Annotated in this window: 22 protein-coding genes and 1 pseudogene; 4 read left to right on the top strand and 19 right to left on the bottom strand. The window is 40.7% G+C overall.

Translation table 11 applies throughout. The features are described from left to right. Positions 1-7: 7 nt before the first annotated feature. Together MHB56_RS27920 and MHB56_RS27915 are read right to left on the bottom strand one after the other, a co-directional pair. On the bottom strand, positions 8-235 hold the full coding sequence (locus MHB56_RS27920) for a sulfurtransferase TusA family protein (protein WP_076129313.1): 228 nt from the start codon (positions 233-235) through the stop codon (positions 8-10). 66 nt (positions 236-301) lie between these two features. Continuing rightward, entirely contained in the window at positions 302-991 is a 690-nt protein-coding gene (locus tag MHB56_RS27915; RefSeq protein ID WP_076129312.1) for a YeeE/YedE thiosulfate transporter family protein, read from the bottom strand. Positions 992-1,164: 173 nt separating this feature from the next. Here MHB56_RS27915 and MHB56_RS27910 point away from each other — a divergent pair, with 173 nt between their 5' ends. Further along, positions 1,165-2,049 (top strand): LysR family transcriptional regulator, encoded by an 885-nt coding sequence (locus MHB56_RS27910; protein WP_076129311.1) that lies wholly within the window; start codon positions 1,165-1,167, stop codon positions 2,047-2,049. 2 nt (positions 2,050-2,051) lie between these two features. On the opposite strand, the gene MHB56_RS27905 is transcribed toward MHB56_RS27910, so the two are convergent. The 9 genes and pseudogenes from MHB56_RS27905 to MHB56_RS27870 all read right to left on the bottom strand — a co-directional run bounded on the left by MHB56_RS27905 (position 2,052) and on the right by MHB56_RS27870 (position 6,809). After that, entirely contained in the window at positions 2,052-2,267 is a 216-nt protein-coding gene (locus tag MHB56_RS27905) for a sulfurtransferase TusA family protein (RefSeq protein WP_076129310.1), read from the bottom strand. Positions 2,268-2,281: 14 nt separating this feature from the next. Beyond that, a pseudogene (locus tag MHB56_RS27900) lies at positions 2,282-2,608 on the bottom strand (PhzF family phenazine biosynthesis protein); the annotation flags it as partial. A 40-nt stretch (positions 2,609-2,648) separates the two neighbouring features. After that, positions 2,649-3,380 (bottom strand): DUF5071 domain-containing protein, encoded by a 732-nt coding sequence (locus MHB56_RS27895; protein WP_076129375.1) that lies wholly within the window; start codon positions 3,378-3,380, stop codon positions 2,649-2,651. Between the two features lie 44 nt (positions 3,381-3,424). After that, a complete protein-coding gene (locus MHB56_RS27890; protein ID WP_175618980.1) occupies positions 3,425-3,865 on the bottom strand; it encodes a hypothetical protein in 441 nt (146 codons plus the stop codon). A gap of 332 nt (positions 3,866-4,197) precedes the next feature. Then, on the bottom strand, positions 4,198-4,701 hold the full coding sequence (locus MHB56_RS27885; protein WP_076129308.1) for a GNAT family N-acetyltransferase: 504 nt from the start codon (positions 4,699-4,701) through the stop codon (positions 4,198-4,200). Between the two features lie 10 nt (positions 4,702-4,711). After that, entirely contained in the window at positions 4,712-5,227 is a 516-nt protein-coding gene (locus MHB56_RS27880) for a TlpA family protein disulfide reductase (RefSeq protein ID WP_076129307.1), read from the bottom strand. A gap of 15 nt (positions 5,228-5,242) precedes the next feature. Then, positions 5,243-5,770, bottom strand: coding sequence for a ClbS/DfsB family four-helix bundle protein (locus tag MHB56_RS27875; RefSeq protein WP_076129306.1), 528 nt, complete (start codon positions 5,768-5,770; stop codon positions 5,243-5,245). Between the two features lie 30 nt (positions 5,771-5,800). Continuing rightward, entirely contained in the window at positions 5,801-5,992 is a 192-nt protein-coding gene (locus MHB56_RS29910) for a DUF2569 family protein (protein ID WP_081383266.1), read from the bottom strand. Beyond that, a complete protein-coding gene (locus MHB56_RS27870; protein WP_076281134.1) occupies positions 5,943-6,809 on the bottom strand; it encodes a S66 family peptidase in 867 nt (288 codons plus the stop codon). The genes MHB56_RS29910 and MHB56_RS27870 overlap by 50 nt, the downstream gene beginning before the upstream one ends. Positions 6,810-6,979: 170 nt before the next feature. Here MHB56_RS27870 and MHB56_RS27865 point away from each other — a divergent pair, with 170 nt between their 5' ends. Further along, entirely contained in the window at positions 6,980-7,474 is a 495-nt protein-coding gene (locus tag MHB56_RS27865; RefSeq protein ID WP_076129305.1) for a hypothetical protein, read from the top strand. Positions 7,475-7,537: 63 nt separating this feature from the next. Here the strand turns inward: MHB56_RS27865 and MHB56_RS27860 are convergent, their stop codons facing one another. Genes MHB56_RS27860 through MHB56_RS27850 form a run of 3 tightly spaced genes read right to left on the bottom strand, consistent with a single transcriptional unit; the run spans position 7,538 to position 9,990 of the window. Next, positions 7,538-8,011 (bottom strand): GNAT family N-acetyltransferase, encoded by a 474-nt coding sequence (locus tag MHB56_RS27860; protein WP_341144257.1) that lies wholly within the window; start codon positions 8,009-8,011, stop codon positions 7,538-7,540. Positions 8,012-8,052: 41 nt separating this feature from the next. Next, entirely contained in the window at positions 8,053-9,084 is a 1,032-nt protein-coding gene (locus MHB56_RS27855) for a Gfo/Idh/MocA family protein (RefSeq protein WP_341144256.1), read from the bottom strand. Between the two features lie 18 nt (positions 9,085-9,102). After that, the gene (locus MHB56_RS27850) at positions 9,103-9,990 is read right to left on the bottom strand and encodes a sugar phosphate isomerase/epimerase family protein (protein ID WP_076129303.1); all 888 of its coding nucleotides are present in this window, start codon (positions 9,988-9,990) and stop codon (positions 9,103-9,105) included. Positions 9,991-10,114: 124 nt separating this feature from the next. Here MHB56_RS27850 and MHB56_RS27845 point away from each other — a divergent pair, with 124 nt between their 5' ends. After that, complete coding sequence (locus MHB56_RS27845) at positions 10,115-10,999, top strand: helix-turn-helix domain-containing protein (protein WP_341144255.1); 885 nt, start codon at positions 10,115-10,117, stop codon at positions 10,997-10,999. A 28-nt stretch (positions 11,000-11,027) separates the two neighbouring features. After that, positions 11,028-11,849, top strand: coding sequence for a DUF2785 domain-containing protein (locus MHB56_RS27840; protein ID WP_076280729.1), 822 nt, complete (start codon positions 11,028-11,030; stop codon positions 11,847-11,849). A gap of 89 nt (positions 11,850-11,938) precedes the next feature. Here the strand turns inward: MHB56_RS27840 and MHB56_RS27835 are convergent, their stop codons facing one another. From MHB56_RS27835 to MHB56_RS27815, 5 genes are all read right to left on the bottom strand, one after another. Continuing rightward, positions 11,939-12,733, bottom strand: coding sequence for a hypothetical protein (locus MHB56_RS27835; RefSeq protein WP_341144254.1), 795 nt, complete (start codon positions 12,731-12,733; stop codon positions 11,939-11,941). A 75-nt stretch (positions 12,734-12,808) separates the two neighbouring features. Then, complete coding sequence (locus MHB56_RS27830) at positions 12,809-13,912, bottom strand: Gfo/Idh/MocA family protein (RefSeq protein WP_341144253.1); 1,104 nt, start codon at positions 13,910-13,912, stop codon at positions 12,809-12,811. 20 nt (positions 13,913-13,932) lie between these two features. Continuing rightward, positions 13,933-14,655 (bottom strand): ThuA domain-containing protein, encoded by a 723-nt coding sequence (locus tag MHB56_RS27825; protein ID WP_076129298.1) that lies wholly within the window; start codon positions 14,653-14,655, stop codon positions 13,933-13,935. A 25-nt stretch (positions 14,656-14,680) separates the two neighbouring features. Next, positions 14,681-15,841 (bottom strand): Gfo/Idh/MocA family protein, encoded by a 1,161-nt coding sequence (locus MHB56_RS27820; RefSeq protein ID WP_076185992.1) that lies wholly within the window; start codon positions 15,839-15,841, stop codon positions 14,681-14,683. 10 nt (positions 15,842-15,851) lie between these two features. Continuing rightward, the gene (locus MHB56_RS27815; RefSeq protein ID WP_076194330.1) at positions 15,852-16,895 is read right to left on the bottom strand and encodes a LacI family DNA-binding transcriptional regulator; all 1,044 of its coding nucleotides are present in this window, start codon (positions 16,893-16,895) and stop codon (positions 15,852-15,854) included. Positions 16,896-17,051: the final 156 nt, after the last annotated feature.

Genomic DNA, 17,051 nt, shown 5'->3' with positions numbered 1-17,051 from the left:
AGCGATCCTATTTTACCTTCTCAATAACAACTTCCCACTCGCCATCATCGACCTCTTCGATTTCCACATTATGTCCCTGTTTTCTCGCCCATTCTGGTACGTTTTTCATTGCGCAGCTATGATCAATAGCAACAACTAGAACGTCTCCAACATTTAGTTCAGTCATTTTCTTCTCTGTTCTCATTAACGGTACCGGACAAGCTTCTCCCAGGCAATCAAGTGTAAATTCAGCCATCTTAAAAACCACCTTTTATATTTTTTAAAATTCCTAATAGTGAAAATATTCACGTAATAACTTAAACTAATCTGCGCTTCCCATCTTTTTCTCTTGCCATTTAACTGCAGCGATGTACAACAGAAGAATGATCAGGAACTGAACAACTAGTGCTCCAAGCCAACCAAAGACGTCTGGTAAAAATACAGTGGGTGCATCCTTTATAACGTTAGCTCTCCACCAACCCATATCATGTGATCCCCAAAGTGACCCAATGACAAAAAACACAAGTGACAACATCTGCATCGTGAATCCTTCACCTACACGCATCAATGTACCCGAAGCGCAACCCCCTGCAATAACCATGCCAATTCCGAATAATACTGCGCCAATTATCAAAGCAAAACTGATTTGACCCACATTATCCATCCCAGGAATCGGTTTACCTTCCAGGAATGCTGGATACTTTATGGCTGTAAATCCGATCGTAGCGAGAGAAAATGCTATCAGTACAGCTCTTGTTACCGATGTGCTGCCTGTAATACATGGATCTCTAAGTGATGCAGTAAAACAGAAACGTGATCTTTGCAAAATAACGCCAAACGAAATACCGAAAAGCAGGTAGACAACCATTTTATCGTGGGAATGGTCTAGGAAAAAACCAAACCCAATAATGAGAACTGTGACCAGCAACGCGATGGGCAACTGACTCTTTTTAGGTTTTCTAGGAGCTCTGGTTCGGATTGATTTCGTTTCGGGACTTACGGTTTGCCCCATAGTCTAACACCTCCATCGTTTTATGTAATTGACTATGTGAAAATAGTAACATACTTATTTGCGCTGTGGTTATCTGCTTTCTTTATGCTGTATAAGTGTTACTAATGGCACAGATGGAGCGTAATCAAGTATGCTATAGTTTGCACTAACAGCGGGCAACAGGAGGAATAAGTATGAATATGGAAACGCTTAAATTATTTTTAGATATTGCTTCGTTAAAAAGTATATCTAAAGCCGCTCAGAAATCTCATATCACCCAATCCGCACTGAGTCAGCAGTTGAAATCCTGGGAGAATACCTTGGGTTCTGAGCTTTTTGTGAGAAGTAATAAAGGGGCCAGCCTAACAGAAGCAGGGATTATAGCAGAGAAGTATGCGGAGCAAATCTGTAAATTGTATGATGATATGGTCACAGAGATCAATCATTTACAGCCAACACAACATGAGCTGTCTATTTATGCGATTCCAGAAGTCTGTAATTATGCCCTGCCATGTACCTTATATGAGGTAAAAAAGCATTTTCCCAATTGCCATATCACTCTAAACGAAGGGGCATCGTCACTAGTAGAAGAACGTTTGCTTCTTGAAGAAGGTGATGTTGGCTTTATTTCCGGACCTTCCCCGAAATCTGAATTAAGCTCCAATATGGTGTTTTCTGATCAAGTTATGCTAGTGGCAAGCAGTACGACCGTTTGTCCTGATAAAATCACACTGAATGAGCTCCCTAAATATCCGTTAATCTGGTCCTCACAGCTTCATTGTGTGCAAAGGGCTTTAAATAACATATCTGCGAGTGAGCTTAAATTAAACATACTGTTTAATCTGGACTCCCTTGAGGCGGTAAAGCTTGCTGCAATTAGAGGACATGGTGTTGCCTTTCTGCCTTATATGTCCATAAAAAAAGAGTTGTATAGTAAACAACTCAAGATTATTCATATTGATCAGTTCCAAGTAAATAACGATGTCTACATGGTAAAAAAACATAATCAGCGTTGTGACAATGATACGAAACAATTAATTCGTTATATAGAAAAGACATTGATTGATACATTGTGTTGAACTTATATCTCAATCGTAATCTCCCATACCCCATTAATAACTTCTTGGATGGTACATTTCAAATTTGAACCACGACAGTAATCCGTGATGGAAACTTTTGCGCAGCTATGATCAGTAACCAGCATCACCTGTTCGCCATTTTGAATGGCTTTTTGATGTTTTTTTAACATCATTACTGGTACTGGACAGATTTCTCCCAGACAATCAATTTCAATCATGAAGTTACCATACTGAATTGAATGGGTAGCACCCCCACGTTTGTTTCGATCTTTATCGAGCCAGCCTCACCAAGGATCCCCTTTGTTTTTAAAGCAAATAAAGATGCCATTGTAGCATGTCCACAAAGATTGATCTCATGGGCTGGCGTAAAATACTTAAGCCTTAAATCAGCTACATCTGATGAGACTACAAAAACTGTTTCGTTAAAACCGACCTTATGAGCTATCGCTTGCATGTCACTTTCGCTCAAATGAGCCGCATCTAATACTACACCAGCTGGATTTCCTTTGTTGGGATAAGGAGAAAAAGCATCATAATGAAGTACTTTTATGTTGTTCATTGGTTAGTCTCCTTTCAATTTATTTCAAAGCTTGATAACTTCACGAAGTGAGAAACTCAGCAGTAAAAATTTCTATTTCTCTTAAAACTTCTTGGCGGTTAGATATCGCATTACATATATAAAAACGTTCTTTATTGTGCTCATAAAACTGTTTAATTACATTAGGCTGCTGATTTAAGAATTCTTTATGAAGAGCTTCACAATCAATTTCAAGATGAGTATCATGAAGTTCCTTGAGTTCAAATACAAGGACATCTTTTTTGTGCTGGATTATTTCACAGACCACATCTTTTGCGTATATACCGTGAGTTAATAAGATTCTTAATGCCGATAGGTCATTGGCTTTTTCCTGTGAAATCTTAATTAATTCTGCTTGTATCTGTTGGACTTGTTTCGTGTTCCAATGATCAATTAATTTTTCGAAAATCCAATACACCCATTCTTGATCATCGCTGTGTTGATTTAGTACATCTTTAACATATGGAATCATCGGATCCCCTATTTCAAGTAAAAAACCAGCTATTTCCCCCGCACCTGGCCAATTTAAATCTTGTATCCATTCAAGCAAACCCGGCAATATGCTTTTCACACGTGGATATCCTAAACGTATGACTGTTTCAGCCGCTCCATCCCAATAGTCTTTTGATATAGGTTGTACTAATAAATGCAAAGCTTCATCCTTTATATATTGAAGCTTATTAATTGCATCTTCCTTTTCCTCTTCGCGTGTGTGCCATGATAATTTTTTGATTAGACTAGATGCTTCTTCCACTAGATTCACCCTTTGAACTTGAATTTTCCACCACGCCGTTCTAGCTACAACACTGCTTTCTTCCGCTTCATTATCCAAATTATTAATAAGACGATAACCGATGTCCCCAATAAGAAATACATCCAAATCGTTTTTTTAACCAATTCATCATTGGGATAATGGCCTTTATTATAAGCTTTTACAAAGATATCCTCTTGGGTCTTAATAGCAATGTAATCTTTTGGATCCGTATTGATAATTGAGTAGTAGGGCGTACCTTTAGGATAAATATTCGAGAAATTTCCCCTGTACGTGCCTTCCTCATCGGAATATTTAGTTACATGCCCTATCTTCTTATCGATTTCTTCGGAGGGGATGAGTTCATCGTCTGATATTTCGTAGATGTCACCTGAATAAACAACAAACGAACCGGCCCAATCCGCGGAGACCGCATGTAATGGCAATAAAGCAATTATGGCTAGAATTACAATAATGAATTTCTTCATCTCAACCTCCTAGCTTTGGGATTCGATTGATTTATAGATTGTTTTGAAATCTTTTCCATTATTTAATCCATCAATAAGCTCCACTAAACCTGACAAAGATTCCAAACCATCTATTAATTTCTGAATGGGCGATCACATCGAAGTTAAATCCGTCTGGATCAATATCGTTCAAAAGTATCGTTGTTGTGACCTCTGAAAAATCTGGTTCTACATAAAAGGTTGAGGATTTATCATATAGACAACAATCAGCATCAGAAGCAAAAATGAAAGAAATGCGGTGATGATTATGAGTTTCTTTCTTTTTTTGATCATAGGGATTAACTCCTTACGGTTTAGATACAAAGTGATTTCCGATAAATGTATTTATGATCCTCATCCATATCCGTTGATTTCATATACCCCACACTGCGCCAAAACCTTTCATTTGCATCATTAGTCGGGGTTAACTCGATATACTTTGCACCGTCTGCATAAACATGTTTTTCGACCATTGAATAGGCAAATTCACCATACCCTAAATTCCGATACGTAGGTTCAATATAATACTCCATTAAAAAACACTTTCCACCCTCATCAAAATAAGTAACATACATTAAAAATCCAAGCACAGAACCGTCCTTATGTATAAGAAACAAATTTAAAGGATTTATATCTCTTGTTCTTAGCTCTTCAATGATCTCTCTATACTCGTCTGAATAAAAGTAATCCAGGTCAAAATCATCGCCCATAGATACGTGGAGAGATAATTCATTAATGTAACTATTAAAAAGTCCCCAAAATATATCTACATCCGATTGATCTTTTGCTGCAAAAACCTCTAAATGGATCGTATTCATTTCAACCTCCTTAATCATAGTTTTTAATGAAAATCTTAAACGAACTCTCAATTGCGTCAAAATCAGTCGAGCCAATAATTTGATCCATGACCTTGCCATCAGAGTTTATAAAAAACAACGCAGGAAAAGCTTGTTCACCAAATTGTTTATGGAGATCACCTGTCTCATCTAGGAGAACGGGATACTTAATGTTGTAATCCGCCACGTATTGTTTTACATCAGAAAGATCATCTTGATAAAGCAAATTGATTCCGTATATGTTCACTCTATTTTTATATTTCTCATACAATGAGACAATCTTAGGAGCGTCGTCATTACAATATGGACACCATGAGGTGAAAAACACGAATATAGTGGGTTTCTCCGAGAAGTCCACTTGTATTTTGTTTCCATTCGCCAACTCTTTTAGTTCAATGTTATCAGGACTCTTAATAGGTTTAGAAGAGTTGTTTACTACGACAAATATAATCGAGCTTAATGCAATCAAAAATATAAATGTACTTACAATAATAGATATCTTCTTCAAAAATCATCCGTCCTTTTATACTTCCTTAGTTCCATTAAGCTTTTTCCATTTGCGAATCTTAGAACGAAAAGTCTTAAACGGTGCTACTGAATTAATATGAATCCATTTGACCATTGGCCATCTTGGATTGTTTCCTGTCCATTTCCGCACGCCTTGCGTAAAAAGTTCTTCATCACTTAAAGAATCAATCCAGTTCTGCCACTGATGTTCTGTCTCTTGAAATAAAGATCTTAACTCATCTAATGAGTAGGCAGCATATGTATGATAAAACGATTGATATAATCCGCCAAGTTGATTCCATTTATAATCTGGTGAAGGTGTAATAACGGTTAACCCTGCTTTTTCATCCTTATCCCATTTCATAACAAGATGCAACCAGCCCAATTGATAAGCAATGATTTCTGCTGGGGTACGATCAACCCCTTCCATACGATTGTCTCTTTGGGAGTGCTCAATGCCATCAAATTCATGATCAAGAGACTGATAGGCAATATGAATCGCATCTTTCAATTCTTCTTTTGATAGATAATCTTGTGTAGACATCATACCCCTCCTTTAAAACACTTTTTTAAATTACTTTACAAATGTATTATGTACTCGCTCTGATTTCAATAAATATGCAGTCCAAATTGCACAAGTAAACGCTGACCTAATGATCCTTTTAAGTGAATCTCCATTTCCAAGTTCTCTGGCAAGCGGAATTTGATAAAGAATTTTACAAAGTGATTTTATCACCCACAACAATACACTTACTGTTACTGCCATGCCCAAGCTCAGCTGTCTTTATGATAGGAATGGAGGCGGAATGGCTAATTTCCTTCACATACTCTTCTACTATCGGGAATTCATTAAAGTTCTCAAGTTCTGAAAACGACCCTAGAATCAATCCAGCACAAGCATCAAAATATTTCAATTGCTGGAGCTGAGCAAAAAAGGAGACTATTTTGTTAGCTCTGCCACTTAAACTCTCCAACAATAAAATTTTGTCCGAAGGATCCGGAAAATAGCTTGTCCCTGCCAGCTTCAAAAAGCAGCGAATATTCCCCCCGATTACTATCCCGCTCATCTGGTTACCACGAACCCAATGATACCGGAAATCGTAAAGATCGTTTTGACCCTCGAAGAATGTTCGATAAAAAGCCCTTTGCTGCTCCGCCCCATCAGAAGACACTAAATTCATCAACTGATAATGATAGGATTTCGAATTATTTTGCGTATATAAAGCGTTCAAAATAACTGACAAATCACTCATTCCGAAAAAGGGTTTGGGGGTCATTCGGATACTTTCATAGTCTATGTACTCTAAGATCTGATTGGCAGAATCCCCACCTGAAATATCGAATATCGCGCTAATTTCAGTATTTTTAAATAGTTGATTCAGCTCCACTGCTCTTTCCATGGGATTGCCGCTGAAATAACCCTCTTTTCTAAACAAAGTATTAGCCACCACTACATGGAGTCCAAATGAATGCAAAACTCTTTTTAATTCCTCTACTTTTGCTAGGTTTTCTACTCTCACACCATCTGAACAAGCAATCAGTCCTACTTTATTCCCGTGAGTAAATTTTAAGGTTGTGTTCATTTTAATAATCCTTTCGATTCTACTTTTTAGTTTAATCTCCTCAAATTTACGATCATATTTACACCATACCATATTTAGGGATTTGAATCATTTTCTTCTTGAAATTATGAAACCACAACATGGTAATATAAGTATAATAATGCAAGATCAAATACATTGGGGGTGTACTAATGCGTAAATCACCGTTGATATTAAGCATGATATTATTATCCCTGGCGTTAATTATGGGATGTAGTTCAGAAGTAGATGATGCTACTAAAGCCGCAGAGAAATATAAAAATGTAGAATATACCGTCAAGGCTTCTGAGGATTTAATGTCTGATGAATCCATTCTTGCGCGAAATGAAGAGATGAAACCGTATTTTACAGAATACTTTTCCGAAAAAGCTATAGCGAACCGAATTACAACTATCCCATTTAAAATCGCTGATAAACAAAAGCTTTCTTTAAAACCGGAAAACCTAAAATTCAACCTTTCCGAACAAAAAAAGGATATTGTCGAGTTAAAATATACGGTGGATCTTGTTTTATTGGATAAGGATGACAAAGAAAGTAAACGTGTACCTTTGGAAGGTATATTGACTCTCTTTGATGTGGACGGTAAATGGTTAGTTCAAGGGGATCGATTTGATACTGTAGCATTAATGAACTTGATTGATGGGTAAATTTGAATATCCTTCTTATCATAAAAAGCAGACTGCTCTAATGAGCAACCTGCTTTTTTTGAATTACATTATTTTTTTGCTCATCCTATAATTGACCAACAAAACACCTTTTCGTTCTACACTTTGTTTCGCAATAACCTGGTACCCCAATCGTTCAAAAAAAGGTTTAGCAGTGATGCTTGCTTCGGTATCCATTTCATAAAGACCCTGTTCTTTTGCTTTCAATTCAAACTTATTCACCAATGCAGAGGCTACACCTTGCCCTTGGTAATCTTTGTGAACATATAATCGATCCAAATGTCCTTCTGCTGTCATATCAGAAAAGCCCACAATAATATTATCAATTTCGGCTACATAAGTGATATTTTGACGTAAAGAAGCTCTCCAAGTATTAAGCTTAAGGGCCTCTTCCTCTTTAGATGCCCAAGCATCCAGCTGTTCCTGTGAGTAGTCTTGTTTGTTTACGGAATGAACTGTTTCGTAGAACAATGAGACAATTTGACTAAGATCCGATTCTCGGTAAGCTCTAATATTCATTTTGATCTCCTTGCTGGCGATTGTAGTAACAGAAGTCAATCTCAAAACTCCACTAGATCGATTTTCCGGCCAGATTCGGCACTTTCCAGCGCTCCGAACACCATTGCCATACTATACCGATTATCTCTACAATTCGTCTCTGCAGGACGTTGCTCTGCCAATGACAAGAACATCTCATCCAAACACCCGTGATGGAATGTTTTACTCATCTCAACGTTTTCACCATTTACACGCTTTACGTCACGAATGAACTTATCACTCTGATCTCCTGCAGTAACTACCTCAGCATATGGCAGCTCATGACCATCCCAGATTGCGGTTCCTTTCTCCCCGTTAACCCGCCAAGAAGCTTCCCATGACGTGGATGCACCTTCTGCACACCAAGATCCCTGATAGGTAAATATTGAACCGTCGGACATCTCGAAAATGCACACTGCCGACGCATTCCCCTCATACCATGAACCGGGAGGATTAAACTCCTGACAGTATACGGACACAGGGTTCGCGCCACTAATAAACCGGGCCTGGTCGAAGGTATGAATCGCCATATCCAGCAGCAACGGACTTTTCATAACATCACGGAACCCCCCGAAATGAGCCCCAAGGAAAAAGCTTGCACCGATAAATCCTGTTCTACCAATCGTTCCTGATTCTATGATTTTTCTTAAAGAACGAATACGAGGATCATAACGGCGGTTCTGCATCACCGCATGAGCGTTTCCAGTCCGTTCCGAGATCTCAACAATCTTATTACATTCCTCCATAGTCTCAGCTAAAGGTTTCTCACTAAACACATTACATCCAAGTTCCAATGCAGTGCTAGAAATATTGAAATGACTTCCGGGAACAGTAACGTCAAAGACGAGATTTGCTGCGGTCTCCTGTATCGCCTGCTTAATATCCGTAAACGTCAGACATGAAATCCCATGCTTCGCGGCCATCGCCTCAGCTGACTCCAACCTTATATCTACTAGAGCAACGATCTTAGTATCTGGACGCAATAAAGCGTATTCAATCCATGCATTAGCCATTCCTCCGCAACCTGCAACTACTACCCGATACTGTGCTGTCATATTTCTCCCCCTGACTTATTAAAGCGGATTAGGCACAAAGCTGCCCCCGCGGCATTGTTTTAAATGATTCAAGGCATGTACTTGACCCATCATTTCCAGTTCATCCCGATAGACAGGATCATGCCAACCTTCAATATCAATGGTGCCTTTATAACCAGCCTGACGCAAAATGGAGATCACATCTGTCCAGTTCGTATCACCAAAACCCGGAGTACGGTGCCATACATAAGGTTTCGGGCCGTGGATTCCATATTCTTTTACAATATCCCAAGCGATGGTGGCATCCTTGCCGTGTACATGGAAAATCTTATCTGTCCATTTGCGCAGCTGTGGAATCGGGTCAATCAACTGCACCATCTGATGGCAAGGCTCCCATTCGAGTCCCATATTGTCGGCAGGGACAGCGTTAAACATCTTTTCCCAGGCTATTGGATGATGAGCGATATTCCAGTCCCCTGAAGTCCAATTGCCATCCATGGAACAGTTCTCAAAAGCAATTCTTACTCCGCGATCTGCTGCTCTTTTTGTCAGCTCACCAAATACCTCGGCAAACTTCGGAATCGATTCATCAATGGACACTCCTGGTAGTCGTCCCGTGAATCCTGATACCATATCAGTACCAAATACATGAGCATGATCAATAAGCCGTTCCCAGCTCGCTAATGCATCGGAATTGTCACCCGTATTCGTCAAAGGATTGCCAAAGATGCCAACCGATGAAATCACAAAATCATGTTTTGCCGCAAGTTCTTGCACACGCTTACCAGTTTCCACAAGATCTGTTTCACCTGTAGTCTGCCAGAAGGTTAAGCTAAAAGATTCGAAGCCATGACCTACGATTTGCGGAATCACTCTAACAGCATCTCCGCCACCAACTAATGTACCTATACGCATTGTATCCTTCATCTTGTGTACCACTCCAATATTGGTTTATAGTAAGTTCTATAACCCGAGTATATACTGCATTTGAGCTTAAAACTCTTATTATATTGTGTTTATATAGTCGTATATTGTGGGAGTTGAATAAATATTGAGCTATCCTAATGATCTTAAAGAATACCCTCAATTAGAAGGAAACACCTATCCGTTTCGATTGTTTTTTAATGAATGCAGACATGCGAAAATCGGCCAGAACATCCTTTTTCTACACTGGCATGAGCATTTCGAAATCATTATCATGCAAGCAGGCAGCGCCATTTTCCACATCGACAGCAAGCCCTACGAACTGCATCCCGGAGAGGTTTTGTTTGTTCCTTCTGGAGGTTTGCATGTTGGATATAGTCTGCGGGATGATCATGTCCGATTTATATCCGTCGTATTTCATAGTTCTTTATTTAAAGATTGGAAGCAAGATCCTCAACATGAACAATTCGTAGCTCCCTATTTGGAGAATCGATATCAGCTACCAGTTAAACCAGCAGCACTAGTTTCAACCTGTTCTACTTATTACTCTCTTCTGAACACTATCGTGGATGAAGTGCATCAGAAAGGTCCTGCATTTCAGCTGATCATCAAAAATCAACTTCATCTGCTTTTTGTATTGCTCTCCCGTACCTTTTTGCCTGAACAAGTGTCTGGCAGAACAAATGAACGTCAATCCTTCAATCGTGAGCGTTTTAAGCCACTGCTGGAGTACATGGAGAACCATTTTGATGAGAAAATGACCATTGAAAGCGCCGCGAGATCCGTTAATCTAAATCCATACCATTTCTGCAAAACCTTTAAGAAGCTCACCGGCCGAACCTTCATCGATTATGTTAATCTTTGCCGCGTAAATGAAGCAGAACGACTGTTGCTGGAGACAGATTTTACTGTAACGGAGATTGCTGGACGAGTGGGCTGCGACAATCCTAATTATTTTACCAAGCTGTTTAAGCAATATAAAGGAACTACACCATCCGGTATTAGAAAATAATTCACACTGGAAAATAGGAGATTATAAAATGAATTTAAAAGAAACGTTGATATGCATAAAAGAAAATGATTACCAAGCACCTCCCGATACCTTCCAGTTGGTACAAGAAATGATAAATAACATTGGTTCTTTAGATGCCCAACTACGGGATGAGCTAATTTATACAACCTTATCACATTGGATCCCAGGTAATTCTCTAACTACAAACGAACTGGAACAACTTATACCCGTTATCTTGGATAAAAACCATTTGCATTTTAAGCTTGGTGAAACCAATACAGACTCTGTCTTTACTAGATCCTTCTCTATGCTAGTCATCCCACTCCTCTTCATGAGGCATAAAGAATCACCATTTCTCTCAAGAGAGCAAATTCATCAGATAAAAGAGAAGGTATTTTGCAGTGTGCAAAATGAGCGGGATTACCGGGGGTATGACGAAGAAAAAGGCTGGGCTCATGCTATAGCCCATGCAGCAGATACTTTAGATGAATTGGCTCAATGCTCCGAACTGGATGAAAATGACCTCTTCACTATCCTCGATTTGGTTTACGAAAAGATGACCATAACAGACCGAATATACTCCGATGGGGAAGATGAGCGAATGGTAAGGTCCATAATGAGTGTTTTAGATAGAAAAATGCTTAGTCAGACTTATGTAGAGCAATGGATTCAAAGTTTTGGTGATGTGGAGAAAAATCCAGAATTTCTTCCTGCCTTTAAACAAAAAAATAATATAAAGAACTTTTTGAAAAGTTTATATTTTCGAGTTAAATATTACAAAGTACATGCCAATCTCTGTCCAACAATCGAGCATACATTATATAAAGTAGAAAAAGTATACTATTCCTAATTAAAAAAAGTGAGGGTTAGAGCACCCTCACTTTCCATCTACAGTTCAAATACGTGGAGCACTTGCTACCTGTTGACGGGTCTATTAGATTATTCAGTAATTGCTAGCTCCATCCTCCGCACACTCGCAAGCGCGGGAAAAGATTCCAGCACCATCCCTGTATTCCATAACTTAACCTGCTGTCCAACCTGTAAATCCTTAAAGCTGATGGTCTCTCCTGCTTCATTAAACATTTCAGATTTCGCATTGAATGTGAACCAGTAAGATGGATCTTCGTTACCAGGTTCAAGGATTAGAATCCGCTTCGCCTGTTTAGTATCGATATCAACGATTGTACCTACTACATGCGGATCACCTATTTCTGAAATATCATAGGTCAACATCTTCGGATCGATCCACTTTTCAATTTCAAGCTTAGCTGCTTCCGCATCATCAGACGGAATGGTAATAGTTACTTTATTACCAATCGTATCTACACCAGAGCCGTAGAGATTCAGCTTCTGGTATAGATCTTGTTCATGCAACAATTCTTGAGCAGCTAATAACTCTTGCATCGTATATTTCACATCATGAAGCTCATAAGTACCTGCAGTGAAAGTCTGAGCAAGGCTTTGCTCAATCTCCGAGTTCAAACCTACAATATTAATATGAACCTTGTTATCTTGCAGATAAATATCTCCGTTAGGAATCTTCTGAGCTGATAAGAAAGTCTTAACCGCGCCTGGATCATCCATTGCGGGGTTCGTAGAAGCTAAAATTTGTGGTTCTGAACTAATTACAGGAGTTGGAACTGGCTCCTTATGCGCTTGTTGAGCCTCTGAACAGCCACTGATTAACAAAATAACAACGGGAATCCATATCCAACCAATAATTATCTTACGCATCCTATTAACACCTCCACTCTTCATCTTCTCAAACGAAGACCGGAAGTGATAGGTTGCAGTTTCAGGAAGAATTCTCTAATCCAAAGTGTAAGGAGTAAGACCGATTGGAAGTGCCGCAGGACGAGTGCAGGTGCTTTCCATTTCGTAGAATGAATGAGCATCAGAAGAATCATGGAAAGCCCACATTGCTTCTAATACGTGATAAGCCAGTTCTCCACTGGCACGATGCCCTCTACCCGTACGAATGGCGTAAGCCATATCTGCTGGTCCAATCCCGCGGGTATTCTGATCATACCCTGACAACAACGGCTGTTCCGTCCACTCATTCTCACCCATAAGCCTGAGTTTCACGGGACCCCCAAAGTTATTCGGGTCTGGAACTTGAATCGTTCCTAGCGTTCCGTAGATTTCTATATGTGGCAGGTTGCTCCCGCCAAAGATATCAAAGCTTGTAATCAACGTTGCAATGGCACCATTTTCAAATCGTAAGGTTCCGGCTACGTGAGTTGGAATTTGAACAGGAATTTTATTCCCAAATTTCTTCTCGCTTGTAATCGTACGTTCTTCCAGCGCTTTCCCAGTCATTCCGCTAACCGTATGAATAGGACCCAGCAGCTGCACCAAAGCCGTCAAATAGTAAGGACCCATATCGAACATTGGACCTCCACCAGCGGCATAATAAAATTCCGGATCTGGATGCCAATGCTCATGTCCACGGCCCAGCATAAACGAAGTAGCTGCAACAGGTTCGCCAATTACTCCTTCATCTATCAGCTTCAAAACCGTTTGAATTCCCGCTCCGAAGAATGTCTCCGGTGCACTGCCCACAAGTACTCCCTTTTCCCGCGCAGCTGACAGAACTTTGCGGCCTTCTTCTCTCGTCACAGCTAGAGGTTTCTCAACGTATACATGTTTACCCGCTTCAATAGCTTTCAGGCATACTTCCGCATGAACAGCTGGGATCGTTAAGTTGATTACGATTTCTATCTCTGGATCATTCAGTAATTGTTCTGTGGTATAGACGTTTGGAATATTGTATTTATCCGCTTGTTCTTGTGCTCTCACCAAATCTAAATCCGCACATGCAACTAGATCAAGGATCTCGAACTTTTGACAGTTCTCCATATAGATACTACTGATTTTACCGCATCCAATAATACCAACTTTGACTTTATCCATTCGCTGATCGCTCCCAGAATTTATTGACTGTCTGCCATTCCACTATAACTATTATTAACCCCCGAAACATTGGATAATGCTTGCGCTTTACCTTCAGCTGCCCATATTAACCCTCTACGCATCATTTCACGCACTTGCGGCTGATCTACAATGTCCGCATGATGCCCCAGTGAATTATAATAAACTCTGCCCAAGCCCCAACGTTTTGTCCAAGCTACTGGCATATCAACAGCCTTATTATACGAATGAGGTCCTTCAACTACTGGAAAACGAGTCGTAGCAAGCACTTCAACAGCTGGATCTACATGCAGATAATATTGCTCTGAGCAAACGCTGAAATCTTCTAATCCTTCTACCAGAGGACTTGAGCTTTGACAAATCTCTACGGTATAGTTAACGCCGTCATTCCCAGGATGAGCTACCCATTGTCCACCCGTCATAAACTGCCAATCTACATTATTACGAAAAGAATCACACATCCCGCCATGGCAACCGGCAAGACCTGTTCCATGCTGTACAGCTGCGGAGACATGATTCACAAAATCCTGCTCGATTGTGCCCATTGTCCATACCGGCACGATCAAATCTAGTCCAAGAAGCTTATCTGCATCAGCAAAAGCCTCCAGTGTATTCGATACTTCAACTTCAAACTGTTCCTCTTGCAACATTTTAGCGAATATATCAGCGACCTGCTCAGGCTCATGACCCTCCCAACCGCCCCATACAATCAATGCTTTTCTCATCTTCAGCACTCCTTCTAAGGTTAGATTACATCTCAGATAAATCGACCCACCGGCGTTCATCAATAGAGCGTTCTACTGCCTCTAACACCGCTTGGCATTTCACTCCATCATTGAAATTTGGTTCTGGCTGACGACCTTCTTCAATTGCGTTAGAAAGCTCCAGCATTTCGTGAATAAACGTATGTTCAAAACCAATCGTATGACCAGGCGGCCACCAAGCCTCTGCATACTCATGAGCAGGATCGGTCGCCAGCACACGGCGAAAACCTTGCACATCCTCGGCATCCGAGGTCAAATAAACTTCCAATTCATTCATACGTTCAAAGTCGAATTTCACACTGCCAAGACTTCCATTGATCTCAAAAGAATTGGTAGAGCGATGACCCGCTGCGAATCTTGTAGCTTCAAAGCTGCCCAGAGCACCATTATCAAAACGGGCTAAAAACAAGGTGGCATCGTCAACGGTAACCTTACCCTTGGGTGCATCCTTATCTCCTTTAGCGCTTAAACCAGTCATTTCAGCGGCGAGCGGACGCTCTTTTATGAAGGTCTCGCTCATGCCGATTACTTCCTTCATATCACCTACTAAGAAATGAGCCAAATCTATGAGATGCGCCCCCAGATCTCCATGCGAACCCGAACCGGCGATATCCTTCTGCAGTCTCCATACTAAAGGGAAATCCGGATCTATTATCCAATCTTGTAGAAACCAAGCCCGAAAATGATAAATCTTTCCCAGCCGCCCACTCTCTATGAGCTTCTTAGCCAGTCGAACTGCCGGAGAAAAGCGATAATTAAAACCAACCATATGTGTAACTCCCGCGTCTTCAGCAGCTTGCAGCATTTCACGGGAATCCGCCAAGGTCAGCGCAAGTGGTTTTTCACAAAAAATATGTTTACCTGCTTTGGCTGCTGCCAAAGCTATCTCCTTATGCGCGTTGCTGGGAGCATTAATATCTATAAGATCAATATCCTCTCGAGCGATCAGATCCTTCCAGTCCGTAACACAATCCGCCCAGCCTAACTGCGATGCAGCTTCTCCAAGCGCTTCACTATTACGTCCACAGATTACAGACATTTCCGGTTTAAGCGCTTTCGGGAAAAACATAGGCAAACTGCGATAAGCATTACTGTGGGCTTTACCCATAAATTTATAACCGATCATTCCAATGCGAAGCTGTTTCATCTTATTCCTCCTAAGTGTTGATAGATTTAGATGAAGCTCGTATAACTAGTTCTGTCGGTAATTTGATCTGTACGGCTGGTGCGGGTACTTCTGCCAGATTGTTTCCCAGCAATTCAATGATTTGGGCTGCGGCAAGTTCACCTAGTTCGTAAAAGGGAACCCGCACACTGCTTAATGCAGGTGTGGTAAGCTCCGCAGCTTCCGAATCATCATAACCCACAATAGCTGGCAGGCGATCCCTTGGTATTCCTAACTCCTGTAGTCCTTGCTGCAAACCTATGGCCATCCGATCATTGGCGGCCATAATCGCATCAATCTCATTCAGCAAAGGCAACATTTCTTTGGCAGCTATAATTCCGCTTTTCCGGCTGAAGTTACCTTCGAACAAAAGTGAAGAGTCTACAGAAAGATTCACCTCTGCCAAAGCGCGGGTATACCCCGTTAAACGATCTCGGCTGTTGGAATAAGATTCTGGCCCATTTAGAAAAGCAATCCTCTTAAACCCTTGTTCCAGTAAGTGTTTAGCCGCTTGCCAGCTTCCTTCGACATGATCGGCATCCACCTCGTGAAAAGCTTCCCCAGCAAAATGCTGATTAATCAGACAAAAAGGATGGTCTTCTTCCTTCAAACGGCGGAGTGAGGCTAGCTCACCTGGCTCTTCTTTAGCGCCAAGCACAATGCAAGCATCGATCTTCCGCATCTTAAACAACTCGTTATAATCCATTGGCGCTTCGGCATTCCGAAACAGCATTAACAGATCATAACCCTCTTCTCGCGCCTTGCTCCCTATTCCACTTAATATTTCCGAAAAATAATAAGTGGAGAACAAGCGGGCTTTCGGCAAATAAGGCATCACTACACCCAGGTTCCCGCTCCGTCTACGAGCAAAGCTCTGAGCAAGTGAACTAGGGGTATAGCCTAGCTTCAGTGCAGCTGCCAACACACGTTCCTTCGTTTCTTCCTTAATCGGACCAACATTGTTTAACACGCGAGATACTGTGGCTTCTGAGACACCTGCAAGCTCGGCAACCTCTTTACGGCTGGCGATATAAATTCCTCCTTCTCATAGGTTATGAACAGTGACATTTAGCCTCGTTCAATTCGCTATTCGAAAACGCATTCATTTAATGTACGCGCGTACATTTTCTCATGAACAAGGCTCTTCGTCAACCCTAAGATTGGATAAATTTAAAAGACGTTCATATACAGT

Source organism: Paenibacillus sp. FSL H8-0315 (assembly GCF_038005365.1).
GTDB lineage: Bacteria > Bacillota > Bacilli > Paenibacillales > Paenibacillaceae > Paenibacillus_AQ > Paenibacillus_AQ odorifer.
This window is presented reverse-complemented; position numbering and strand designations above follow the sequence as displayed.